The sequence below is a fragment of the Pseudomonas sp. CAN1 genome (assembly GCF_030462585.1).
Lineage (GTDB): Bacteria > Pseudomonadota > Gammaproteobacteria > Pseudomonadales > Pseudomonadaceae > Pseudomonas.
Genome location: NZ_JASMRU010000023.1, coordinates 46,709 through 69,010, shown reverse-complemented (window position 1 = coordinate 69,010; position 22,302 = coordinate 46,709). Strand labels below are relative to the sequence as shown.

Genomic DNA, 22,302 nt, shown 5'->3' with positions numbered 1-22,302 from the left:
TGCCGGGGCGCCTGCGCATGCGTATAATGCCGCTCGGCTCGCGCCGTCCGTCGGCTTCGCGAGCCTCAAGACGTATTCGCCCGCTGTTAATCGAGGTGCCCCGCAGATGAACGACGAAACCGAACTCAAACGCCTTTTCTGGCACAGCCGCCGCGGCATGCTGGAGCTGGACGTCCTGCTGGTGCCCTTCGTCCAGGAAGTCTATCCGGGCCTGCCCGCCGATGATCAGGCGCGCTTCCGCAAGCTGCTGGAGTGCGAGGACCAAGACATGTTCGGCTGGTTCATGCAGCGCGGCGAGCCGGATGATGCCGACCTGCGCATCATCGTTCGCATGATCCTGGACCGTGTCCAGCCGAAGTGACCCCTTCGAGTGTCGCTGGCAACCGTCCATCGGCTTGCTGGCGGCCTACCTCGTCGCGCAGTCCGGCGCCATCCTGGCGCTGCTGCTCGCCGACCTTCCGCTGCACTGGAAAACCCTCGGCCTGAGCCTCTGCCTGCTGCACGCCGCACTGGTTGTGCCTGGGCGGATTCTATTGTGCGCGCCGGATTCGGTACGTGCGCTACGGCACAACGCCGATGGCTGGCAGTTCTACAGCGAGCGGGGCGGGTATCAGCCGATGCAGTTGCTGCCCGACAGTCTGGCGCTGCCGGCGCTGATCGTCCTGCGTTTCCGCCGCCCCGGCGACTGGCTGGCGCGTAGTGTGTGTATTCCCGCCGATGCCCTGGCGCCGGAGTTGCACCGGCGCCTGCGGGTCAGGCTGCGCTTCAGCCGCAGTAGGTGGGTGGCGCCAGGATAGTGTCGCGGGCCTCGGGCAGCAGCTCCGGGTAATCCAGCGTGTAATGCAGGCCGCGGCTCTCGTGGCGTTGCATGGCCGAATTGATGATCAGTTCGGCGACCTGGGCCAGGTTGCGCAGCTCGATCAGGTCGCGGCTGACCTTGTAGTTCGAGTAGAACTCGTCGATCTCGTCCAGCAGCAGGCGCACCCGGTGCTGGGCACGGGCCAGGCGCTTGTTGGTGCGCACGATGCCGACGTAGTCCCACATGAAGCGCCGCAGTTCATCCCAGTTGTGCGCGATGATCACGTCTTCGTCGGAATCGGTCACCTGGCTGGCGTCCCAGCAGGGCAGCGCCACCAGCGCCTGGGCCTTGGGCAGCTCGGCGAGGATGTCGGCGGCAGCGGAGCGGGCGTAGACGAAGCATTCCAGCAGCGAGTTGCTGGCCATGCGGTTGGCGCCGTGCAGGCCGGTGAAGGTGGTTTCGCCGATGGCGTAGAGGTTCGGCACGTCGGTGCGGCCCTGGGAGTCCACCACCACGCCGCCACAGGTGTAGTGCGCGGCTGGGACCACCGGGATAGGCTCGCAGGTGATGTCGATGCCGAAGTCCAGGCAGCGCTCGTAGACGGTGGGGAAGTGCTCGCGGATGAACTCGGCCGGCTTGTGGCTGATGTCCAGGTAGACGTAGTCGATGCCCAGGCGCTTCATCTCGTGGTCGATGGCGCGGGCCACCACGTCGCGCGGGGCGAGTTCACCCAGGGCGTGGAAGCGCGGCATGAAGCGTTCGCCATTGGGCAGGCGCAGCAGGGCGCCTTCGCCACGCAGCGCTTCGGTGATCAGGAAGCTCTTGGCCTGCGGGTGGTACAGGCAGGTCGGGTGGAACTGATTGAATTCCAGGTTGCCGACCCGACAACCGGCGCGCCAGGCCATGGCGATACCGTCGCCGGAGTTGCCGTCGGGGTTGCTGGTATAGAGGTAGACCTTGCTGGCGCCGCCGGAGGCCAGCACGGTGAAGCGTGCGCTGAAGGTGTCGACCTCGCCGGTGGTACGGTCGAGGACGTAGGCGCCCAGGCAGCGCTGGCCGTTCATCCCGAGTTTTTGCTCGGTGATCAGGTCGACGGCGACCCGTTGCGAAAGCAGTTCGATGTTCGGGCGCTGCCGGGCCTGCTCCAGCAAGGCATTGAATATGGCGGCGCCGGTGGCGTCGGCGGCATGGATGATGCGCCGGTGGCTGTGGCCGCCTTCGCGGGTCAGGTGGAATTCGAAGCTGCCGTCTTCGCGGCCCGGTTCATGGTCGCGGGTGAAGGGCACGCCCTGCTCGATCAGCCACTGGATGGCCTCGCGGCTGTGCTCGACGGTGAATTTCACCGCGTCCTCGCGGCACAGGCCGGCGCCGGCGACCAGGGTGTCCTCGACGTGGGACTCGACCGTGTCGGTATCGTCCAGCACGGCAGCGACGCCGCCCTGGGCCCAGAAGGTGGAGCCCTGGGACAGCTCGCCCTTGCTCAGCACGGCAATCTTCAGGTGCGCGGGCAGCGTCAACGCCAACGTCAGGCCGGCGGCCCCGCTGCCGATCACTAGGACATCGTGCTGGAAATGCTGACTCATACCCGGCTCCACAAAATGGCGCCCTAGTATATAGAAGGGGGCCACGGCACAATACTGGCGAACCGATGACACCGAAGCCGCTCAAGGCCCATCGGCAGTCGCAGGGCGGCAGGCCCCGAGCCCCGCTCAGCCGGCGTGCCAGGCGGAACAGGTGGCGTTTACGTCGGTCGACGATTGCAGTAATTAACCGGAACTTTTTCAGGCGTTCCGGTTCGAACGCGGAATACCCAATCGACTTTTCGCGCAGATTGACATTGCGCGGAAGGGGCGCGGGTGTTTCGCCCGGTACAGTTGAATTCAACGGGCTTCGGACGCATGTCGGGGTCCGATTGCCGCCGATGTGAAAAAACTGTGCGGCGCATGCTTGGAGGGGAGAACTTTTGCAAAAGGCCCGAGTCTATCTTGGCAGGACGAATTACCAGGGTGCTCGAAGCTCCTCCAGGCTCGTAGAGGAGCATTCATGCTAACCCAGGAACAGGATCAGCAACTGGTTGAACGGGTACAGCGCGGAGACAAACGGGCTTTCGACCTGCTGGTGCTGAAGTACCAGCACAAGATTCTGGGATTGATCGTGCGGTTCGTGCACGACGCCCAAGAAGCCCAGGATGTCGCACAGGAAGCGTTCATCAAGGCGTATCGCGCCTTGGGTAACTTCCGCGGCGACAGTGCCTTTTATACCTGGCTGTACCGTATCGCCATCAACACCGCGAAGAACCATCTGGTGGCGCGCGGTCGGCGCCCACCGGACAGCGATGTCACGGCGGAAGACGCGGAGTTCTTCGAAGGCGACCACGCCCTCAAGGACATCGAGTCGCCGGAACGAGCAATGCTGCGGGATGAGATCGAGGAAACCGTTCATCGAACCATCCAGCAGTTGCCCGACGATTTGCGCACGGCTCTGACCCTGCGTGAGTTCGAAGGCCTGAGTTACGAAGATATCGCCACCGTGATGCAGTGTCCGGTGGGGACCGTCCGCTCACGGATCTTCCGTGCGCGGGAAGCGATCGACAAAGCTTTGCAGCCTTTGTTGCATGAAGAAGTCTGATACAGCGGCAGAAGCCAAGAGAGGTACCGCTATGAGTCGTGAAGCCCTGCAGGAGTCGCTGTCCGCGGTTATGGATAACGAAGCGGACGAGCTGGAGCTGCGGCGTGTGCTTGCAGCCTGCGGCGAGGACGCCGAATTGCGCGCCACCTGGTCTCGTTACCAACTAGCGCGTGCAGTGATGCACCGCGAGCCGGCCATGCCCAAGCTGGACATCGCCGCCGCTGTGTCCGCCGCGCTGGCCGATGAGGCCGCTCCGGCACAACGCAGCCGCAATCCCTGGCGCAACGTCGGCCGTCTTGCCGTCGCCGCCTCGGTGACCCTGGCCGTGCTGGCCGGTGTGCGGATGTACCACCAGGATGACAGTGTTGCCAGTGGCCTTGCCCAGCAAGGTGCCACTCCGCAGATCGCTCTGCCGCAAGTGCAGGGCCCGGCGGTACTGGCAGGCTACACTCAGGACGAGGCGCCGCAGGTGATTACCAATGCCCAGGGCGGGCAGACCACCTGGCATGACCAGCGTCTTCCGGGTTACCTGCGTCAACACGCGCAGCAGTCCGCCGTCAGCGGCACCGACAGCGCCCTGCCTTATGCACGCGCCGCGAGCCTGGAAAGCCGCTGATTTGCGACCTTAAGGAGCGACATGCGCGCGACTACAGCACTGTTGTTCTTCCTCGGCGGTCTGCTGGCATTGCCAGTCCAGGCCGCCGATGCGTTGGACTGGATCAAACGCCTCTCCGAGGCTGATCAGAAACAGAACTTCCAGGGTACCTTCATCTACGAACGCAGCGGAGCCTTCACTACCCACGATGTCTGGCATCGGGTGGAGACTGATGGCTCGGTGCGCGAGCACCTGGTCCAGGTCGATGGGCCGCGCCAGGAAGTGGTGCGCGTCGATGGCGCCACCCAGTGCGTGGGTGGCGGCATGGCGGGGCAGGCGTCGACCGGCGAGATGTGGCCGGCGCGCAAGCTCAACCCGACTGATCTTTCTGCCTACTACGACGTTCGTGTCGCTGGCGAATCGCGCATAGCCGACCGCCCTGCGGTGGTGCTGGCGGTGATCCCGCGTGACCAGCATCGCTACGGCTTCGAGCTGCACGTGGACAAGGAAACCGGCCTGCCGCTCAAGTCGCTGCTGCTCAACGACAAGGGCCAGATCATCGAGCGCCTGCAGTTCACCCGTATCGACCTGTCCGCGCCGGACGATGGCGAGTTGCAGCCCACGGCTGCCTGCAAGCCGGTGAAGGAAACCAAGGTCGCCGAGGTGAAGACGGGCTGGCATTCCGAGTGGGTGCCGCCGGGCTTTACCCTGAACAGCACGCTGCAGGAACGCAGCCCGGTCTCCAATGACCAGGTCCTGTGCCTCGCCTACGGCGACGGCCTGGCGCGCTTCTCGGTGTTCCTCGAACCGCTGCATGGTGCCAAGGTCGACGATGCCCGCACCCAGCTGGGCCCGACCACCGTGGTGTCGAGGCGCTTCGCCAGTGACGACGGTGGCACCATGGTCACCGTGGTCGGCGAGATACCCAGTGGCACGGCCGAGCGCGTGGCGTTGTCCATGCGGCCGACGGGAGCCCAGCCACAGTGATCCAGGAGTGGGGGAGGGTGGTTGCGGTCGAGTCTGGCGCTGTCCAGGTCGAAACGCTGCGCCGCTCCACCTGCTCGGGATGTTCGATCAACAGCGGTTGCGGCCAGGGGTTCCTGGGGCGACTGGGCGTTGACCAGGGGCGTGGCCAAGTGCGCGCCCTTTCTGCTTTGCACCTGGCGCCCGGCGACGAAGTCGTGCTGGGCCTGGACGAAGACCTTCTGCTGAAGAGCGCCCTGCTTTTCTATCTGGTTCCCCTGATCGGACTGTTCGCGCCGGCACTGCTGGCAGCGCGCTTCAGCCTGGGAGAACCGCTCATCATCGCAGCCGGTCTGGTGGGTTTCCTCCTCTCCTGGCTGCTGGTGCGCCGCTTCACGCGGCGCCATACGGATGATCCGGCGATGCAACCGGTTGTGCTGCGTACGCTGGTCGGTGGGCCGCCCGGCCCTGTTTAGTGATCTTCCCAATCAACATCACGGGAGCTGTAGTCAATGCAAACCCTGAAACGCAGCATGGCTGCGCTGGTCGCCCTGCTGGCCCTGAGCCTGTCGGTCACCGCGCGGGCTGAACTACCGGACTTCACCCCGCTGGTCGAGAAAGCCTCGCCCGCGGTGGTCAATATCAGTACCACGCAGAAGCTTCCCGATCGCTCCAACGCGCAGATGGGCATTCCGGACCTCGACGGCCTGCCGCCGGGCCTGCGCGAATTCTTCGAACGCAGCATTCCCCGCGGCCAGGGTGGCCAGGGCCAGGCGCCCCGTGGTCAGCAGCGCGAAGCCCAGTCCCTGGGTTCGGGCTTCATCATTTCCGATGATGGCTACATCCTCACCAACAACCACGTGGTGGCCGACGCCGACGAGATCCTCGTGCGCCTGTCCGACCGCAGCGAGCACAAGGCCAAGCTGGTCGGCGCTGACCCGCGTAGCGACGTGGCCGTGCTGAAGATCGATGCCAAGGGCCTGCCGACCCTCAAGCTGGGCGATTCCGACAAGCTCAAGGTCGGTGAGTGGGTGCTGGCCATCGGCTCGCCGTTCGGCTTCGACCACTCGGTGACCGCCGGTATCGTCAGCGCCAAGGGCCGCAGCCTGCCGAACGAGAACTACGTGCCGTTCATTCAGACCGACGTGGCGATCAACCCGGGCAACTCTGGTGGTCCGCTGCTGAACCTGCAGGGCGAAGTGGTCGGCATCAACTCGCAGATCTTCACCCGTTCCGGCGGCTTCATGGGCCTTTCCTTCGCGATCCCGATCGATGTGGCGCTGAACGTCGCCGATCAGCTGAAAGCCGGTGGCAAGGTCAATCGCGGCTGGCTGGGCGTGGTGATCCAGGAAGTGAACAAGGACCTGGCCGAATCCTTCGGTCTCGACAAGCCGTCCGGCGCACTGGTGGCGCAGCTGGTGGAAGACGGTCCGGCGGCCAAGGGTGGCCTGCAGGTGGGCGACGTGATCCTCAGCCTGAACGGCCAGACCATCAACGAGTCCGCCGACCTGCCGCACCTGGTGGGCAACATGAAGCCGGGCGACAAGGCGGCCCTGGAAGTCATTCGTGACAACAAGCGCCAGACCCTCAACATGACCATCGGCAGCCTGCCGGATGACGACGATGCCGTCGCCGCTGTCGAAGGCAAAGGCGCCGAGCGCAGCAGCAATCGCATGGGCGTGACCGTGGCGGAGCTGACTGCCGAGCAGCGCAAGTCCATGGACATCAAGGGCGGCGTGGTGATCAAGGACGTCCAGGGCGGCCCGGCTGCCATGGTCGGCCTGCGTCCGGGTGACGTCATCACTCACCTGAACAATCGCGCGGTGGACTCCTCCAAGACCTTCGCCGAGATCGCCAAGGCGCTGCCGAAGGATCGCTCCATCTCCATGCGCGTACTGCGCCAGGGGCGTGCGAGCTTCATCACCTTCAAGCTGTCCGAGTAAGGCCAGTGCACTGAAAAAGGGCGGTCTCGACCGCCCTTTTTCATGCCTGACCGTCCGGCGCGGCGTGACGCATGGCGCTGGAGTCAGGTAAACTCCCCGGCTATTTTTCGGCGGACCGCCGCCTTCAGCCTTCCGAGTGTGTTCGCCGTGAGTGACCTGAGTCATATCCGCAATTTCTCCATCATCGCCCACATCGACCATGGCAAGTCGACGCTGGCAGACCGCTTCATCCAGATGTGCGGCGGCCTGTCCGACCGCGAGATGGAGGCCCAGGTTCTGGACTCCATGGACCTGGAGCGCGAGCGCGGCATCACCATCAAGGCGCACAGCGTCACCCTTCATTACAAGGCGAAGGACGGCAAGACCTACCAGCTGAACTTCATCGACACCCCCGGCCACGTCGACTTCACCTACGAAGTCAGCCGTTCGCTGGCGGCGTGCGAAGGTGCGCTGCTGGTGGTGGACGCCGGCCAGGGCGTGGAAGCGCAGTCGGTCGCCAACTGCTACACCGCCATCGAGCAGGGCCTGGAAGTCATGCCCGTGCTGAACAAGATGGACCTGCCGCAGGCCGACCCGGACCGCGTGAAGGACGAGATCGAAAGCATCATCGGCATCGACGCCACCGACGCCGTGGCCTGCTCGGCCAAGAGCGGCATGGGCGTGGACGAGGTACTGGAGCGCCTGGTCGCGACCATCCCGTCCCCCGAAGGCAACATCGACGCCCCGCTGCAGGCGCTGATCATCGACTCCTGGTTCGACAACTACCTGGGCGTGGTCTCGCTGGTGCGGGTGAAGCACGGCCGCGTCAAGAAGGGCGACAAGATCCTGGTGAAGTCCACCGGCAAGATCCACCAGGTGGACAGCGTCGGCGTCTTCACCCCCAAGCACACCGAGACTCCGGACCTGAAGGCCGGCGAAGTGGGCTTCATCATTGCCGGCATCAAGGACATCCTCGGTGCCCCGGTCGGCGACACCCTGACCCTGAACAACACCCCCGACGTGGACGTGCTGCCGGGCTTCAAGCGCATCAAGCCGCAGGTCTACGCCGGCCTGTTCCCGGTCAGCTCCGATGACTTCGAGGACTTCCGCGAAGCCCTGCAGAAGCTGACCCTGAACGACGCCGCGCTGCAGTACGAGCCGGAAAGCTCCGAGGCCCTGGGCTTCGGTTTCCGCATCGGCTTCCTCGGCATGCTGCACATGGAGATCATCCAGGAGCGCCTGGAGCGCGAATACGACCTGGACCTGATCACCACCGCGCCGACCGTGATCTTCGAGATCGTGCAGAAGAACGGCGAGATCCTCTACGTCGACAACCCGTCCAAGCTGCCCGACCTGTCGTCCATCGACGAGATGCGCGAGCCGATCTGCCGCGCGACCATCCTTGTGCCTCAGGAGCACCTGGGCAACGTCATTACCCTGTGCATCGAGAAGCGCGGCGTACAGCGCGACATGCACTTCCTCAGCGGCCAGGTCCAGGTGATCTACGACCTGCCGATGAACGAAGTGGTGCTGGACTTCTTCGATCGCCTGAAATCCACCAGCCGTGGCTATGCTTCGCTGGACTACAGCTTCGATCGCTTCGAGCCGGCCAACCTGGTTCGTCTCGATGTGCTGATCAACGGCGAGAAGGTCGATGCCCTCGCCCTGATCGTCCACCGCGACAACGCCCCGTACAAGGGCCGTCAGCTGGTGGAGAAGATGAAGGAACTGATCCCGCGGCAGATGTTCGACGTCGCGATTCAGGCGGCCATCGGTGGGCAGATCATCGCCCGTTCGACGGTCAAGGCGCTCAGGAAGAACGTACTGGCCAAGTGCTACGGTGGTGACGTGAGCCGTAAGCGCAAGCTGCTGGAGAAGCAGAAGGCCGGTAAGAAAAGGATGAAGCAGGTCGGTAGCGTGGAGATTCCGCAGGAAGCCTTCCTCGCTGTGCTCAAAGTGGACAGTTGAACCCTATGACCCTGAATTTCCCGCTGTTGCTGGTGATTGCCGTCGCGGTATGCGGCGTACTCGCCCTGGTTGATCTGGTGCTGTTCGCACCGCGTCGCCGGGCAGCCATTTCCGCCTATGAAGGCTCGGTCGGCGAAGCTGACCCGGAAGTGCTGGAGAAGCTCAACAAGGAACCGGTACTCGTCGAGTACGGCAAGTCGTTCTTCCCGGTACTGTTCATCGTGCTGGTGCTGCGTTCGTTCCTGGTCGAGCCGTTCCAGATTCCGTCCGGCTCGATGAAGCCGACCCTGGAAGTGGGCGATTTCATCCTGGTGAACAAGTTCGCCTACGGCATCCGCCTGCCGGTGCTGGACACCAAGGTGATCCCGGTCGGTGACCCGCAGCGTGGCGATGTCATGGTGTTCCGCTATCCCAGCGACCCGAACATCAACTACATCAAGCGTGTGGTCGGCGTGCCGGGCGACACCATCCGCTACACCAGCGACAAGCGCCTGTACATCAACGACCAGCCGGTGGCCGAGTCCCTGGTGGGCGAAGAGCCGGGCACCCTGGGCAGCGTGACCCTGTACCAGGAGAAGCTGGGCGCTGCGGAGCACATGATCCGCAAGGAAATGACCCGCTTCCGCATCGAGCCGGGCAAGCAGTGGAAAGTCCCCGCCGAGCACTACTTCATGATGGGCGACAACCGCGACAACTCTAACGACAGCCGCTACTGGAACGACCCGAAGATCCCGAAGGACCTGCTGGGCATGGTTCCGGACCGCAACATCGTCGGCAAGGCGTTCGCGGTGTGGATGAGCTGGCCGGATCCGAAGATGCGCAACCTGCCGAATTTCTCGCGGGTCGGCGTGATTCACTAAGCTTGTGAGACGCGGCAAGCCATGCGGCCTGCGGCGGTGCTAGAAAAAAGGGCGGGGCTGCACGCGGGGAGCGAGGCAGCCCCGCTTCACTTGGACCTGCCGCGGTTGGCGGGGCAAACAAGAAAGATAACGACATGAGGTCGATATGACGTACGCACGTTCGCAGAAGGGGATGTCGCTGCTGGGTTGGCTGGTGGTTCTCGCCGTCGTGGCGTTCCTGGCCAGCACCGCGTTCAAGCTGATCCCGCACTACATGGACTACTTCGCCATCGAGAAGTCGATCCAGTCGGTGGAAACCGACAAGGCGGCGGAAGTCCGCTCGGTGCCGGAGTTCTATGCTTACGTCAACAAGGCGCTGATGCTCAACAACATCCGCGACCTCAAGCTGGAAGATGCCCTGGATGTGCAGCTGGAAAACAACGAATTCCGCGCCCATCTGAAGTACGAAAAACGCGAGCCCCTGGTGCAGAACATCGACCTGGTGGTCCACTTTGACAAAGAATATCGTGTACGAATGCCGTGAGTAACAACAGTCTGGATCGACTCGAGCGCAAGCTTGGCTACACCTTCCGCGACCAGGACCTGATGGTCCTGGCGCTGACCCATCGCAGCTTCGCCGGGCGCAACAACGAGCGCCTGGAGTTCCTCGGTGACGCCATCCTCAACTTCGTCATCGGCGAAGCCCTGTTCACCCACTTCCCCCAGGCCCGCGAAGGCCAGCTGTCACGCCTGCGCGCGCGACTGGTGAAGGGCGAGACCCTGGCCCTGCTGGCCCGCGGCTTCGAGATCGGGGATTACCTGCGACTGGGTTCGGGCGAGCTGAAAAGCGGCGGATACCGCCGCGAGTCGATCCTGGCTGACGCCATGGAGGCGCTGATCGGCGCCATCTATCTGGACACCGGCATGGATTCCGCCCGCGAGCGGATCATGGGCTGGCTCGGCCCGCAACTGCGCGAGCTGACCCCGGTGGATACCAACAAGGACCCCAAGACCCGCCTGCAGGAATTCCTGCAATCGCGCGGGTGCGACTTGCCGCGTTACGACGTGGTGGATATCCAGGGCGAACCCCACTGCCGCACCTTCTTCGTGGAGTGCGAGGTGGCCCTGCTGAATGACAAGACCCACGGTCACGGCGGCAGCCGCCGCATCGCCGAGCAGGTGGCCGCCGCTGCCGCATTGGCAGCCCTGGGCGTGGAGAATGGCCATGAGTGAGCACGAGCAAGACCAGCACGATCAATCCGAGCACGATGAAGCAGGCAGCGTCCGTTGCGGTTACGTCGCCATCGTCGGCCGCCCCAACGTGGGCAAGTCGACCCTGCTCAACCACATCCTCGGGCAGAAGCTGGCGATCACCTCGCGCAAGCCGCAGACCACCCGCCACACCCTGCTGGGCATCAAGACCGAGGGTGATGTACAGGCCGTCTACGTCGACACCCCCGGCCTGCACAAGGACAACGACAAGGCGCTCAACCGCTACATGAACCGTTCGGCCAGCGCCGCGCTGAAGGACGTCGACGTGGTGATCTTCGTCGTCGACCGCAACCGCTGGACCGACGAAGACCAGATGGTCTACGACAAGGTCAAGTACGTGAGCTGCCCGGTCCTGCTGGCGGTGAACAAGGTCGACCGCATGGAAGACAAGGGCGAGCTGCTGCCGCACCTGCAGTGGCTGGCCGAACAGCTGCCCAACGCCGAAGTCGTGCCGATTTCCGCCCAGCACGGGCAGAACCTCGACGTGCTCGAAGGCCTGGTGGCCGAGCGCCTGCCGGAGAATGACCACTTCTTCCCGGAAGACCAGATCACCGACCGCAGCAGCCGCTTCCTCGCCGCCGAACTGGTGCGCGAGAAGATCATGCGCCAGCTGGGCGCCGAGCTGCCGTACCAGGTTGCCGTGGAGATCGAAGAGTTCAAGCAGGACGGTCCGATCCTGCACATCCATGCGCTGATCCTCGTCGAACGCGATGGCCAGAAGAAGATCATCATCGGCGACAAGGGCGATCGCATCAAAAGCATCGGCCAGAACGCGCGCAAGGACATGGAAGTGCTGTTCGACTCCAAGGTCATGCTCAACCTCTGGGTGAAAGTGAAGGGTGGCTGGTCCGACGACGAGCGCGCACTGCGTTCGCTGGGCTACGGCGACCTCTGATCGGCAACGCCCCGCGAGCCTTAGCGGGGCGCATCCTTCGGGCGCCTCAGCGTGCCCACTCCCCCGACTCCCACTCCAGGCGCAGCGCATGAGCCTCGCTTCTACCGCCCAAGCCGCCTTCGTCCTGCACAGCCGTCCCTACAAGGAAACCAGCGCGCTGGTGGACTTCTTCACCCCGCAAGGCCGGCTGCGCGCCGTGCTGCGGGGTGCGCGGGGCAAGGCCGGTGCGCTGGCGCGGCCGTTCGTGCCGCTGGAGGCCGAGTTCCGCGGGCGCAGCGACCTGAAGAACGTCGTGCGCCTGGAACCCCACGGCATCCCCAACCTGCTCAGTGGCGAAGCGCTGTTCAGCGGCTTGTACCTGAACGAGCTGATGATCCGCCTGCTGCCGGCCGAAGATCCGCACCCCGCGCTGTTCGAGCACTACCGCGCGACCCTGCCGCTGCTGGCCGCCGGCAGTCCGCTGGAGCCGCTGCTGCGCTCCTTCGAATGGCGGCTGCTGGACGACCTGGGCTATGGTTTTTCCCTGGACACCGATATCGTCGGCCAGAGCGTGGCGCCCGACGGCCTCTACCGCCTGCTGCCCGATGCCGGCCTGGAGCCGGTCGGCAGTCTGCAGCCGGGCCTGTTCCACGGCGCCGACCTGCTGGCCATGGCCGAAGCCGACTGGAGTGCCCCTGGCGCCCTGGCGGCGGCCAAGCGCCTGATGCGCCAGGCCCTCGCTCCCCATCTTGGCGGTCGACCGCTGGTCAGCCGCGAGCTCTTCATGAATCGCAAGGACAACTCCCGTGACTGAAGCCAACCGTATCCTGCTCGGCGTGAACATCGACCACGTCGCCACCCTGCGCCAGGCCCGCGGCACCCGTTATCCCGACCCGGTGAAAGCCGCGCTGGACGCCGAGGAAGCCGGCGCCGACGGCATCACCGTGCACCTGCGCGAAGACCGCCGGCACATCCAGGACCGCGACGTGCGCGTGCTCGCCGAAGTGCTGCAGACGCGCATGAACTTCGAGATGGGCGTCACCGAGGAGATGATGAAGTTTGCCGAGATCATCCGCCCGGCCCACGTCTGCCTGGTTCCGGAAACCCGTCAGGAACTGACCACCGAGGGTGGCCTGGACGTCGCCGGCCAGGAAGCGCGCATCCGTGAAGCGGTGCAGCGCCTGGCCGCCGCCGGTTGCGAAGTGTCGCTCTTCATCGACCCGGACCAGCGCCAGATCGAAGCGTCCGCGCGCATCGGTGCACCGGCGGTGGAGCTGCACACCGGTCGCTATGCCGATGCCCACAATCCGGCCGAAGCCGCCCATGAGCTGGCGCGCATTCGCGATGGCGTGGAGTTCGGCCTGTCCCACGGCCTGATCGTCAACGCCGGCCACGGCCTGCATTACCACAACGCCGAGCCGGTAGCGGCGATTGCCGGGATCAACGAGCTGAACATCGGCCACGCCATCGTCGCCCATGCGCTGTTCGTGGGCTTCAAGCAGGCGGTTGCCGAGATGAAGGCGCTGATCGTGGCGGCAGCCAACCGCTGATCGCTACCTGATTTGAAACCGTAGGGCGGATAACCCGGAACGGGTTATCCGCCGCCATGGCTGACGGGGATTGGGCGGTTCGCGAGCAAGCTCGCTCCTACAGGGAGCGGTGCTCTTCGTAGGAGCGAGGGGGACGCCCAGTTCTTGCTCGCGAACCCGGCGTAACCTAAGGCTTGCGCGCCACCAGCGTCGCGCGCAGCGGCGCCGGAAGGCCTTCGATGGTGCGGCTGTGGTCGTTAGCGTCGAGGAAGTCCGGCAGCGACTGGTAGCGCATCCACTCGGTGGCGCGCTGCTCCTCGATCGAGGTGCGGCTCACGTCGACGCTGCGCACGTCGGTGAAGCCCGCGCGGCGCAGCCAGAGTTCCAGCGCCGGCACCGACGGCAGGAACCACACGTTGCGCATCTGCGCGTAGCGGTCCTCGGGCACCAGCACGGTATTTACATCGCCTTCCACCACCAGGGTTTCCAGCACCAGCTCACCGCCACGCAGCAGGCAGTCCTTGAGCGCCAGCAGGTGGTCGATGGGCGAGCGGCGGTGGTAGAGCACACCCATGGAGAACACTGTGTCGAAGCCTTCCAGTTTTTCCGGCAGGTCTTCCAGGGCGAAGGGCAGGTGCCAGGCCGGCTGGTCCGGCAGGAAGCGCTTCATGGCGAGGAACTGGCAGAAGAAAAGCCAGTTCGGGTCGACGCCGACCACGCTGCGTGCGCCGGCTCCGAGCATGCGCCACTGGTAGTAGCCGTTGCCGCAGCCGACGTCGAGGACGCGTTTGCCCGTCAGGTCGATATGCGGCGAGACGCGGTCCCATTTCCAGTCCGAGCGCCATTCGGTGTCGATGTGCACGCCGAACAGGTTGAACGGCCCCTTGCGCCACGGGATCAGCCCCTGCAGGGCAAGCTTGAGCTGGGCGCGGGTGTCTTCGTCGCAGTCGCCTTCCAGGTTGAAGCGCTCGCGCAGCTCGACGGCGGCGGCTTGCAGCTCGGGCAGGCGATCCACCGCGGCCAGCCAGCGTTCGAGATCGCCGTGGCCATCGTCGACCTTGCTGGCCAGTTGTGCGGGCAGCGCGGCGGCCCAGGATTCCAGTGGCGTGCCGGCCAGTTCAAGGCGCAGGCGGTCGAGGTCGAAGCGTTCGATCATGGCAGGGCAATCAGGGAGGCGAAGTTGAGGCACTGGAACCAGGGCACGACCTTGGAGAAACCGGCGGCCAGCAGGCGCTCGCGGTGGGTCTCCAGGGTGTCGGGGCGCATGACGTTCTCGATGGCGGTGCGCTTCTGGGCGATTTCCAGTTCGCTGTAGCCGTTGGCGCGCTTGAAGTCGATGTGCAGGCTGGTGAGCAGTTCGTGCTCCTGCTCATCGGCGAAGCGCAGTTTTTCCGAGAGGATCAGCGCGCCGCCGGGCAACAGCGCGCTGTGCAGGCGGGTGAGCAGTTCCAGACGTTGTTCGGGGGCGATGAACTGCAGGGTGAAGTTCAGCGCGATCAGCGAGCAGGGCTTGAGGTCCAGGGTGAGTATGTCCGCCTCGATCAGTTCGACCGGCAGCAGTTCCTGGTGCATGGCGTCCTGGGCGCGCAGGTATTCGCCGCAGCGCTCGATCATCGGTGCCGAGTTGTCGACGCCGATGACGCGGCAGCCCTCGGTCTTCACATGGCGGCGCAGCGCCTGGGTCACGGCGCCCAGCGAACAGCCGAGGTCGTAGAGCACGCTGTTCGGGGCAGCGAAGCGCGCACCGAGCACGCCGATGTTCTCGACAATGGTGGGGTAGCCCGGCACCGATCGCTTGATCATGTCCGGGAAGACGCGCACCACGTCCTCGTTGAAGGTGAAGTCGGGAACCTGGGTTTGCGGCTGGGCGAAGATGCGGTCGGATTCGCTCACGCTGGATGGGGCCTCGTTGCGCTGGAACAGGCAAGGAGGCGCGGCGCGCCCCGTTTGCCGGGGCGCGCATTGTAGCCGAGGCGCGAGGTGCGCCCAACCGTTAGCGGACGAGGGTCACTTGAGCTGGTCGGAGAAGTATTCGCCGGCGCCCTGCAGCGGGCCGAGGGGGTTCTTCTTGTCTTCCATGCGGCGGATGTTCGGCTCGCCGTTGCTGGTCTTGTGCACCACCACGTCGTCGATCAGCACGAACACCGGGCGGAACGACCAGCCCTGCACCTGGCGGCGCTTGCGGAAGTTGAAGATGTCGGCCCAGAAGCTGCCGACGCGCTGGCTGTCGGTCTTGTTGAAGTCGAAGGCGTAGCCGATGCAGCGGTCCTTGGCCTGCAGGCAGGTCACCAGGCCGTCGGGGAGGTAGTCGATGGGGATGTTGGGTTGCACGAAGAGCAGGCGCACGTCGATGAACGAGAGCATCTTCGCGTTGCCCTGGGACAGCGGGTCGAAGCCCAGTGCGTAGAGCTGGGAGCGGGTGGTCTTGCCAGGATCGACCTGGTTGAAGCGGCTCTGTGCATCCTGGTAGTCCAGGAACGGTGATTGCACTTCCGCGCGTTCGCTGGGCAACAAGCCGCCACAGGCGGAGAGCGTCAGGCACGCTCCCAGCAACAACATCGAGCGAACTACTGCACGCATGGAGCTCCCCTTTTTGCAGACTCTTATGATTGATCTATAGCCGATGGCAGATGGCTCTGCAGGACTTTTCTCACGCCTCTGTCGGGCTAGTCAACGGCGACGCCATAGCCCTGCATCAGAGGCTTCCACTGATCGTCACGGCGCAGTCCGCGCAAGCCTTCGTCGAGGTCGCTCAGGCGCTGTTCGACGCCCTCCAGGCGAGGGTTCAGCGCGACGTACATCGGGCGTTTTTCGCTCAGTTCGCCGGCTGCCTGGATGCGCGCGGAGAGACCGTGGCGACGCAGGTAGTGTTCGACTATCTGGCTGTCTTCGAGCAGCACGGTGATGCGCCCGAGCAGCAGCTTCTGGATATTGCGTTCGAGCACCTTCTCGCCGCTTAAGACCTGCACCTGTTCGTGGTTGGCCAGATTGTCGTCGCGCCAGGCATCCACTTCGCTGCCATAGGAGTAACCCTGGGCCAGGCCGACGGCCTGGTTACCCAGCGAGGGGATGCCGTTCCAGGTCCAGGGATTGTCCTCGCGGACGTAGAAGCGCATGGTCACCCAGCCGATCGGTTCGCGGCCGATCAGCAGGCCATCCGACTCTTCGCTGTAGGCGCCGACCACGCCGTCCACCAGGCCTTCGCGGGCCATCTGCAGCGCGCGTGGCCAGGGCAGGGGTTCGAACTGTGGCGGCTGCGGCAGCAACTGGCCGAGGGCTTCGAGGAGGAAGCCGGGTTTTTCCGGATCGCCTGGGCAGAGATAGGGGCACCAGTCATCGCCGGCCAGGCGCAGGGGCTCGGCGCTGGCCAGCGCGGAACAGAGCAGCAGGGCCGGTGAAGCGAGTCGCAGCATGTCAGGCTCGGGTGGCGGGTTGTCCTTCCGAGTATGGCAGAACGATATGACGACTTGTGACCGAAGCGGCGATGCCGAGCTGGCCGAGCCAGTAGGTCAGCATGATGGCGTAGGAGGAGCCGTCGAAGGCGACGACGAAGCGGCTGATGCCGATCATTGAGTCGGAGCTGACGAACAGCAGCGCGCCCAAGGCGGCAAATACCCGGCTGGCATTGGCGATCGAGGGCACACCGAGCCGGGCGATGGCGCGCCAGAGCATGGCGCTGATGGTCAGGCTGTACAGCGCAATCGGCAGCAGCAATGGGCCCAGGCCTCGGCTGTAGAGCAGGGCGAACAGGCCGCCGCCGAGGGCGCCGGCAACCAGCAGGCCGAGCGGGGCGAAGCGGCGAGTATCACCCAGGTAGGCGACCAGGTAGGCCAGGTGCGCCAGCAGGAAGGCGGCGAGGCCGGGGACGAAGGCGTTGATTGGCCATTCCAGCAGGATGTCGCCGAGCATCGACAGCACCAGGCCGATGGCGACCCAGCGCCGGTAGCCGTCGGCCGGCGTGCCGAGAATCCACAACAGCATGGCCAGCACCGGCAGCGGCTTGCACAGCATGCGCAGCGCGTGCAGGTCGAAGGTGACGGCGAACAGGTAAGCGGCACCGCCGATCAGTGCCAAGAGCGCCCAGCGCATGGGGTTCCCTCCCGTGGAAACGAGCGCTCACTTTGCCGCAGCGTGCAGTTGCTCCACAGGCCGAAGGCGCCAGCACGAGCGGCTTATGGCGCCGGGCTGTCGTTCGGTGGGCGCGCGTTACTTGACGGCAATCGGGCAGACGAAGGTCTGCGCGGGCGCCACTTCCGGCTCCCAGGGGCGGCGGTAGGCCAGTTCCAGCTTGTCCTCGCCAGCGCCGGAAACGCGGAAGCGCCAGGTGGACTCCCCGGCGCTGCCGACCAGGCCGGCGTCCTCGGGATTGCTGTAGACCTCCGGGCCGAGGGCGCGCAGCAGGCCGTTGGCGGCGTTGCGCATCTCCCAGCGGAAACCGGTGGTGGGGTTGCTCGGCAGGATCAGCACCAGCTCCTGGCCGGCATGCAGTTTCAGCGGCTTGCAGTCGCTGGCGTCTTCCAGGGTGACCACGGGTTTGGTCTGCCCGGCGCAGCCGGCGAGCAGGACCAGGGTGAGGGGCAGCAACGAGCGGTACGACGGCATGACGGCTCCTGGGAGGGGACAGGTTGGGCCGCAGGATAACGCAATCGACGTAGCAGTGGACGCACCTGCGATGCTTTTGGCTTGGGCGGTTTAGCGTCGCTTCGGCGTGCGCTCGGACTTCTTGATTCGCCCCCTCGGGCGAGCCAGAGCCAAAGCCAGATCGGTGTGAAGTGGGCTCTTCATAGGAGCGAGCTTGCTCGCGAACCGCCTGGCACCGCATTTCCCCGTAGGAGCGGACCTTGTCCGCGAGCAGAGTTCACATCCCCACCGAAACCACAGCGAAGCACAAACGTAGGATGGCGTGGAGCGCAGCGATACCCATCAATTCCTGTGCGTCAACAGCATCAATGTTCCGCCGGGGAGGGTGGCAGAGTGCGGTTCGCGAGCAAGCTCGCTCCTACAGGGTGGAGCTGGTCGTAGGGCGCATAACGCGCCAGCGTTATCCGCCGTTGTGGTATCGGCGGATAACCCGTTCCGGGTTATCCGCCCTACACACAAGCGCCGGCTCTGGCTCTTGAGGGTTTCCAGAGAAACATCCGCACGCTCCGGAGTGCCCCTTTCAGGAGGCCGAAGGTGATCGGAGTTTCAGGGGGAGAGCGGCATGGATGCCGCGGAAGCCGCGACTGGCCAGGGATGGCCCTTCGCGGCGGCCCCCTGAAACTCCGAGGAACCGAGGGTACTTTTCGCGAAGCGAAAAGCCGGATGGCAGGGGCGAGACCTTTTGGTTCCTTTTGGGGCGTCTGCCAAAAGGGACTCGCCCGAGGGGGCGAAACAAGAAGTCCGCGCGCACGCCGAAGCGGCGCTGAAACTCCCAAGCTCAAGCTCAAGCCCAAGCCCAAGCCCAAGCCCAAGCCAGAGCATCGCGGAGAAGCTCCGCTCCTACAAAAGCCAAAACCCAAACACCGGAGCCAGCCTGTAGGAGCGCCCCATGGGCGCGAATCGCGGGCGTGGCCCGCTCCTACAGGTTGGTTCAGGGCATCACGCCGGGAACAGCACCTTCGCCACATCGCCGAAGCGCTTGGCGAAATGCACCGTCAGGCCTTCCTTCAGGTACTCCGGCAGCTCCTCGAAGTCGCCGCGGTTGGGCTCGGGGAGGATCAGCTCGAAGATCTTCTGCCGACGCGCCGCGATGACCTTCTCGCGCACCCCGCCGATGGGCAGCACCTGCCCGGTGAGGGTCAGCTCGCCGGTCATGGCCACGCCCTTCTTCGGCGCCTGGTTGCGCGCCAGGGACAGCAGGGCGCTGGCCATGGTCACGCCGGCGCTGGGGCCGTCCTTGGGCGTGGCGCCCTCGGGTACGTGCAGGTGGACGAAGGCCTGGTCGAAGAAGGTCGACTCGCCGCCGTACTTCTTCAGGTTCGAGCTGATGTAGCTGTAGGCAATCTCCGCCGACTCCTTCATCACGTCACCCAACTGGCCGGTGAGCTTGAAGCCGCGGTTCAGCGTGTGGATGCGCGTCGCCTCGATGGGCAGGGTCGCGCCGCCCATGCTGGTCCAGGCCAGGCCGGTGATCACGCCGACGCCGGAGAGCACCTGCTCGGTGCGGAACACCGGCATGCCGAGGTATTCCTCCAGGTCCTTGGCGCCGATCTTCACCACCGATTCGGGGTCTTCCAGCAGCTTCATCACCGACTTGCGCACCAGCTTGCCGAGCACTTTCTCCAGCTGGCGTACGCCGGCCTCGCGGGCGTAGCCCTCGATTACCGCGCGCAGGGCGGCGTCGTTGATCGATAGCCGATTCTTCGGCACGCCGGCCTTTTCCAGCTGCTTGGGCCACAGGTGACGCTTGGCGATGGCCAGCTTCTCCTCGGCGATGTAGCCGGACAGGCGGATGACTTCCATGCGGTCCAGCAGCGGGCCGGGGATGGAGTCCAGGGTGTTGGCGGTGCAGACGAACAGCACCTTGGACAGGTCCAGGCGCAGGTCCAGGTAGTGATCGAGGAACTCCACGTTCTGCTCCGGATCCAGCGTCTCCAGCAGCGCCGAGGCGGGGTCGCCCTGGTAGCTGCTGCCGAGCTTGTCGATCTCGTCGAGCATGATCACCGGGTTCATCACCTCGACGTCCTTCAGCGCCTGCACCAGCTTGCCGGGCAGGGCGCCAATGTAGGTGCGGCGGTGGCCCTTGATCTCGGCCTCATCACGCATGCCGCCGACGCTGAAGCGGTAGAACGGCCGCCCCAGGCTCTCGGCGATTGACTTGCCGATGCTGGTCTTGCCGACGCCGGGCGGGCCCACCAGCAGCACGATGGAGCCGGCGATCTCGCCCTTGAAGGTGCCCACCGCGAGGAATTCGAGGATGCGGTCCTTGACGTCTTCCAGCCCGGAATGATGGCGGTCGAGGACCTTGCGCGCGTGCTTGAGGTCGAGCTTGTCGACGCCCATCAGGCCCCACGGCACCGAGGTCGCCCAGTCGAGGTAATTGCGCGTGACGGCGTACTCCGGCGAGCCAGTCTCGAGGATCGACAGCTTGTTCAGCTCTTCGTCGATGCGCTTCTTCGCCTGCTCGGGCAGGGTCTTGCCTTCCAGGCGGGCGCGGAATTCGTCGGAGTCGGCGCTCTTGTCGTCCTTGGTGATGCCCAGTTCCTGCTGGATGATCTTCAGCTGTTCCTGCAGGAAGAATTCGCGCTGGCGCTCGCCGATCTTGCGGTTGACCTCGGCGGACAGCTCCTTCTGCAGGCGCGCGACTTCCACTTCCTTGCGCAGTAGCGGCAGCACCTTCTCCATGCGCTTGAGCATCGGCACGGTGTCCAGCACGCCCTGCAGCTCGGCGCCCGGCGCGGTGGTCAGCGCGGCGGCAAAGTCGGTCAGCGGCGAGGGATCGTTGGGGTTGAAGCGATTGAGGTAGTTCTTCAGCTCTTCGCTGTACAGCGGGTTGAGCGGCAGCAGTTCCTTGATCGCGTTGATCAGGGCCATGCCGTAGGCCTTCACCTCGTCGCTCGGGTCGCTGGGGGTATGGGTGTACTCCACTTCCACCAGGAAGGGCGGGCGATGGCGCTTGATCCAGCCACGGATGCGCACACGCGACAGGCCCTGGGCGACGAACTGCAGCTTGCCGCCCTCGCGGCTGGCGTGGTGCACGCGCACCAGGGTGCCGTGCTCGGGCAGGCTGTCCGGGTCGAAGTGGCGCGGGTCTTCCGGCGGGTTCTCCATGAAGAACAGCGCCAGGCTGTGGTGCTCGGTCTTGGCGACCAGCTCCAGGGTCTCGGCCCACGGTTCCTCGTTGACGATCACCGGCAGCACCTGCGCCGGGAAGAACGGGCGGTTGTGGATCGGGATGACGTAGACCGTGGTCGGCAGGTTCTGCCCCGGCAACACCAGCCCGGTGTTGCTGACCTCTTCGGCGCTGTGGATATCGTGAATCTCGTCGTGGTCGCTCATGAGGCACCTGACTGATTGAACATGACAGTCTAGATGGGGAAACCGACGCAGGGTTTCAATCCCATTTCCGAAGGTTGTGCTCGGAGCATGTTGCGAGACGTTGCTTATGAGCGGATTAGCGGACGTGAACGGAGGAAATCGCTGGGCGGTCGGCCGAACTGGCGGCTGAACATGGCGCTGAAGGCGCTGGGCGTGCTGTATCCCACTTCCAGCGCCACGCTCAGCACGCTTTCGCCCAGGGCCAAACGCTCCAGGGCGGCCAGAAGCCGTGCCTGTTGCCGCCATTGGCCGAAGGTCAGCCCGGTTTCGGCGAAGAACCAGCGTTGTACCGTCTTGCTGTCGACATTCAATCGGGCCGCCCAGTCGCCGAGGCTGGCGCTGTCGCCGGGCTGCGCCTGGATGGCCTGGCACAGCGCACGCAAGCGCGGATGGGCGGGCAGCGGCAGGTGCAGCGGCAGCATCGGGTCTTCGCGCAGTTCATCGAGCATCAGGCCGAGGACGCGGCCGTCGCGGGAGTCCGGCCTGACTTCGCCGCTTATCGTCAGCGCTGCCAGGATCAGCTCGCGCAGCAGCGGCGAGACCGCCAGCACACAGCAGTCCGGCGGCAGGTGCGGAGCGCTGCCGGGCTCCACATAAAGAGTGCGCACCTGCACGTCGCCGACCATGCGCGTCCAGTGCTCCACGCCACCGGGTATCCACAGGCCGCGGTTGTCCGGCACCACCCACTGGCCGCTGGCGCTGCCCACCACCAGCACACCGCGCACGGCGTAGAGCAGTTGCGCGCGATGATGACTGTGCGCAGGCACCTGGTGGCCGTCGGGAAAGTCCAGGGCGACCGCGGCTACCGGGCTCGCCGCCCGTTCGTCGCCGTGATTTTCCGGTGGCTGGGTGGCTATGTCCTTTTTACGCATGTGGATGCCTGTTTGTCGTTAG

23 protein-coding genes are annotated in these 22,302 nt (G+C 65.1%); 14 read left to right on the top strand and 9 right to left on the bottom strand.

The genetic code is table 11. The annotated features are described in order from the left end of the window. Positions 1–106 precede the first annotated feature (106 nt). Both QO207_RS23735 and QO207_RS23730 read left to right on the top strand, forming a co-directional pair. Positions 107–361 carry a succinate dehydrogenase assembly factor 2 gene (locus tag QO207_RS23735; RefSeq protein ID WP_301534730.1) on the top strand — a complete coding sequence of 85 codons (255 nt, stop codon included), beginning with the start codon at positions 107–109 and terminating at the stop codon, positions 359–361. Continuing rightward, a complete protein-coding gene (locus QO207_RS23730; protein WP_301534729.1) occupies positions 345–797 on the top strand; it encodes a protein YgfX in 453 nt (150 codons plus the stop codon). Before QO207_RS23735 ends, QO207_RS23730 begins: the two co-directional genes overlap by 17 nt. Here QO207_RS23730 and nadB read toward each other — a convergent pair. Beyond that, entirely contained in the window at positions 766–2,382 is a 1,617-nt protein-coding gene (gene nadB / locus QO207_RS23725; protein WP_301534728.1) for an L-aspartate oxidase, read from the bottom strand. The genes QO207_RS23730 and nadB overlap by 32 nt on opposite strands. Before the next feature lie 460 nt (positions 2,383–2,842). Between nadB and rpoE the strand changes: the two genes are divergently transcribed. From rpoE to pdxJ, 12 genes are all read left to right on the top strand, one after another. Next, a complete protein-coding gene (gene rpoE / locus QO207_RS23720; protein WP_301534727.1) occupies positions 2,843–3,427 on the top strand; it encodes an RNA polymerase sigma factor RpoE in 585 nt (194 codons plus the stop codon). 31 nt (positions 3,428–3,458) lie between these two features. Then, complete coding sequence (locus tag QO207_RS23715; RefSeq protein ID WP_301534726.1) at positions 3,459–4,043, top strand: sigma-E factor negative regulatory protein; 585 nt, start codon at positions 3,459–3,461, stop codon at positions 4,041–4,043. Between the two features lie 21 nt (positions 4,044–4,064). Beyond that, positions 4,065–5,009, top strand: a complete 945-nt coding sequence (locus tag QO207_RS23710; protein WP_301534725.1) for a MucB/RseB C-terminal domain-containing protein — start codon at positions 4,065–4,067, stop codon at positions 5,007–5,009. Then, on the top strand, positions 5,006–5,461 hold the full coding sequence (locus QO207_RS23705) for a SoxR reducing system RseC family protein (protein WP_301534724.1): 456 nt from the start codon (positions 5,006–5,008) through the stop codon (positions 5,459–5,461). The genes QO207_RS23710 and QO207_RS23705 overlap by 4 nt, the downstream gene beginning before the upstream one ends. A gap of 36 nt (positions 5,462–5,497) precedes the next feature. Continuing rightward, positions 5,498–6,928: a DegQ family serine endoprotease gene (locus tag QO207_RS23700; protein WP_301534723.1), complete on the top strand. Its 1,431-nt coding sequence runs from the start codon at positions 5,498–5,500 to the stop codon at positions 6,926–6,928. Positions 6,929–7,075: 147 nt separating this feature from the next. Then, entirely contained in the window at positions 7,076–8,875 is a 1,800-nt protein-coding gene (gene lepA / locus QO207_RS23695) for a translation elongation factor 4 (RefSeq protein ID WP_301534722.1), read from the top strand. 5 nt (positions 8,876–8,880) lie between these two features. Beyond that, positions 8,881–9,735: a signal peptidase I gene (lepB, locus tag QO207_RS23690; RefSeq protein WP_301534721.1), complete on the top strand. Its 855-nt coding sequence runs from the start codon at positions 8,881–8,883 to the stop codon at positions 9,733–9,735. A 145-nt stretch (positions 9,736–9,880) separates the two neighbouring features. Continuing rightward, on the top strand, positions 9,881–10,258 hold the full coding sequence (locus tag QO207_RS23685) for a DUF4845 domain-containing protein (protein WP_301534720.1): 378 nt from the start codon (positions 9,881–9,883) through the stop codon (positions 10,256–10,258). After that, positions 10,255–10,947 (top strand): ribonuclease III, encoded by a 693-nt coding sequence (gene rnc / locus QO207_RS23680; protein WP_301534719.1) that lies wholly within the window; start codon positions 10,255–10,257, stop codon positions 10,945–10,947. The genes QO207_RS23685 and rnc overlap by 4 nt, the downstream gene beginning before the upstream one ends. Beyond that, a complete protein-coding gene (gene era, locus QO207_RS23675; RefSeq protein WP_301534718.1) occupies positions 10,940–11,881 on the top strand; it encodes a GTPase Era in 942 nt (313 codons plus the stop codon). The genes rnc and era overlap by 8 nt, the downstream gene beginning before the upstream one ends. A gap of 88 nt (positions 11,882–11,969) precedes the next feature. Further along, entirely contained in the window at positions 11,970–12,674 is a 705-nt protein-coding gene (gene recO / locus QO207_RS23670; RefSeq protein ID WP_301534717.1) for a DNA repair protein RecO, read from the top strand. Next, positions 12,667–13,410 carry a pyridoxine 5'-phosphate synthase gene (gene pdxJ / locus QO207_RS23665; protein WP_017517398.1) on the top strand — a complete coding sequence of 248 codons (744 nt, stop codon included), beginning with the start codon at positions 12,667–12,669 and terminating at the stop codon, positions 13,408–13,410. Before recO ends, pdxJ begins: the two co-directional genes overlap by 8 nt. Before the next feature lie 166 nt (positions 13,411–13,576). Here the strand turns inward: pdxJ and cmoB are convergent, their stop codons facing one another. The 8 genes from cmoB to QO207_RS23625 all read right to left on the bottom strand — a co-directional run bounded on the left by cmoB (position 13,577) and on the right by QO207_RS23625 (position 22,280). After that, positions 13,577–14,545, bottom strand: a complete 969-nt coding sequence (gene cmoB / locus QO207_RS23660; protein WP_301534716.1) for a tRNA 5-methoxyuridine(34)/uridine 5-oxyacetic acid(34) synthase CmoB — start codon at positions 14,543–14,545, stop codon at positions 13,577–13,579. Beyond that, the gene (cmoA, locus tag QO207_RS23655) at positions 14,542–15,282 is read right to left on the bottom strand and encodes a carboxy-S-adenosyl-L-methionine synthase CmoA (RefSeq protein ID WP_301534715.1); all 741 of its coding nucleotides are present in this window, start codon (positions 15,280–15,282) and stop codon (positions 14,542–14,544) included. The genes cmoB and cmoA overlap by 4 nt, the downstream gene beginning before the upstream one ends. A 114-nt stretch (positions 15,283–15,396) precedes the next feature. Then, a complete protein-coding gene (locus tag QO207_RS23650; RefSeq protein WP_184587266.1) occupies positions 15,397–15,969 on the bottom strand; it encodes a hypothetical protein in 573 nt (190 codons plus the stop codon). A gap of 86 nt (positions 15,970–16,055) precedes the next feature. Beyond that, on the bottom strand, positions 16,056–16,802 hold the full coding sequence (locus QO207_RS23645) for an ABC transporter substrate-binding protein (protein ID WP_301534714.1): 747 nt from the start codon (positions 16,800–16,802) through the stop codon (positions 16,056–16,058). A gap of 1 nt (position 16,803) precedes the next feature. Next, positions 16,804–17,478: a lysoplasmalogenase gene (locus tag QO207_RS23640; RefSeq protein WP_301534713.1), complete on the bottom strand. Its 675-nt coding sequence runs from the start codon at positions 17,476–17,478 to the stop codon at positions 16,804–16,806. Positions 17,479–17,595: 117 nt separating this feature from the next. Further along, positions 17,596–17,991: a protease inhibitor I42 family protein gene (locus QO207_RS23635; protein WP_301534712.1), complete on the bottom strand. Its 396-nt coding sequence runs from the start codon at positions 17,989–17,991 to the stop codon at positions 17,596–17,598. A gap of 978 nt (positions 17,992–18,969) precedes the next feature. After that, positions 18,970–21,369, bottom strand: coding sequence for an endopeptidase La (lon, locus tag QO207_RS23630; protein ID WP_301534711.1), 2,400 nt, complete (start codon positions 21,367–21,369; stop codon positions 18,970–18,972). Between the two features lie 104 nt (positions 21,370–21,473). Beyond that, complete coding sequence (locus tag QO207_RS23625) at positions 21,474–22,280, bottom strand: helix-turn-helix domain-containing protein (protein WP_301534710.1); 807 nt, start codon at positions 22,278–22,280, stop codon at positions 21,474–21,476. Between the last annotated feature and the right edge of the window lie 22 nt (positions 22,281–22,302).

Bases quoted from the DNA above. Each gene is read 5' to 3' on its own strand.
- QO207_RS23645 (WP_301534714.1), bottom strand. From the start codon at position 16,802: ATGCTGCGACTCGCTTCACCGGCCCTGCTGCTCTGTTCCGCGCTGGCC.
- lepB (WP_301534721.1), top strand. From the start codon at position 8,881: ATGACCCTGAATTTCCCGCTGTTGCTGGTGATTGCCGTCGCGGTATGC.
- QO207_RS23650 (WP_184587266.1), bottom strand. From the start codon at position 15,969: ATGCGTGCAGTAGTTCGCTCGATGTTGTTGCTGGGAGCGTGCCTGACG.
- QO207_RS23640 (WP_301534713.1), bottom strand. From the start codon at position 17,478: ATGCGCTGGGCGCTCTTGGCACTGATCGGCGGTGCCGCTTACCTGTTC.
- rpoE (WP_301534727.1), top strand. From the start codon at position 2,843: ATGCTAACCCAGGAACAGGATCAGCAACTGGTTGAACGGGTACAGCGC.
- nadB (WP_301534728.1), bottom strand. From the start codon at position 2,382: ATGAGTCAGCATTTCCAGCACGATGTCCTAGTGATCGGCAGCGGGGCC.
- era (WP_301534718.1), top strand. From the start codon at position 10,940: ATGAGTGAGCACGAGCAAGACCAGCACGATCAATCCGAGCACGATGAA.
- QO207_RS23735 (WP_301534730.1), top strand. From the start codon at position 107: ATGAACGACGAAACCGAACTCAAACGCCTTTTCTGGCACAGCCGCCGC.
- QO207_RS23635 (WP_301534712.1), bottom strand. From the start codon at position 17,991: ATGCCGTCGTACCGCTCGTTGCTGCCCCTCACCCTGGTCCTGCTCGCC.
- cmoB (WP_301534716.1), bottom strand. From the start codon at position 14,545: ATGATCGAACGCTTCGACCTCGACCGCCTGCGCCTTGAACTGGCCGGC.
- recO (WP_301534717.1), top strand. From the start codon at position 11,970: ATGAGCCTCGCTTCTACCGCCCAAGCCGCCTTCGTCCTGCACAGCCGT.
- QO207_RS23715 (WP_301534726.1), top strand. From the start codon at position 3,459: ATGAGTCGTGAAGCCCTGCAGGAGTCGCTGTCCGCGGTTATGGATAAC.
- QO207_RS23625 (WP_301534710.1), bottom strand. From the start codon at position 22,280: ATGCGTAAAAAGGACATAGCCACCCAGCCACCGGAAAATCACGGCGAC.
- QO207_RS23700 (WP_301534723.1), top strand. From the start codon at position 5,498: ATGCAAACCCTGAAACGCAGCATGGCTGCGCTGGTCGCCCTGCTGGCC.
- lon (WP_301534711.1), bottom strand. From the start codon at position 21,369: ATGAGCGACCACGACGAGATTCACGATATCCACAGCGCCGAAGAGGTC.
- QO207_RS23710 (WP_301534725.1), top strand. From the start codon at position 4,065: ATGCGCGCGACTACAGCACTGTTGTTCTTCCTCGGCGGTCTGCTGGCA.
- QO207_RS23685 (WP_301534720.1), top strand. From the start codon at position 9,881: ATGACGTACGCACGTTCGCAGAAGGGGATGTCGCTGCTGGGTTGGCTG.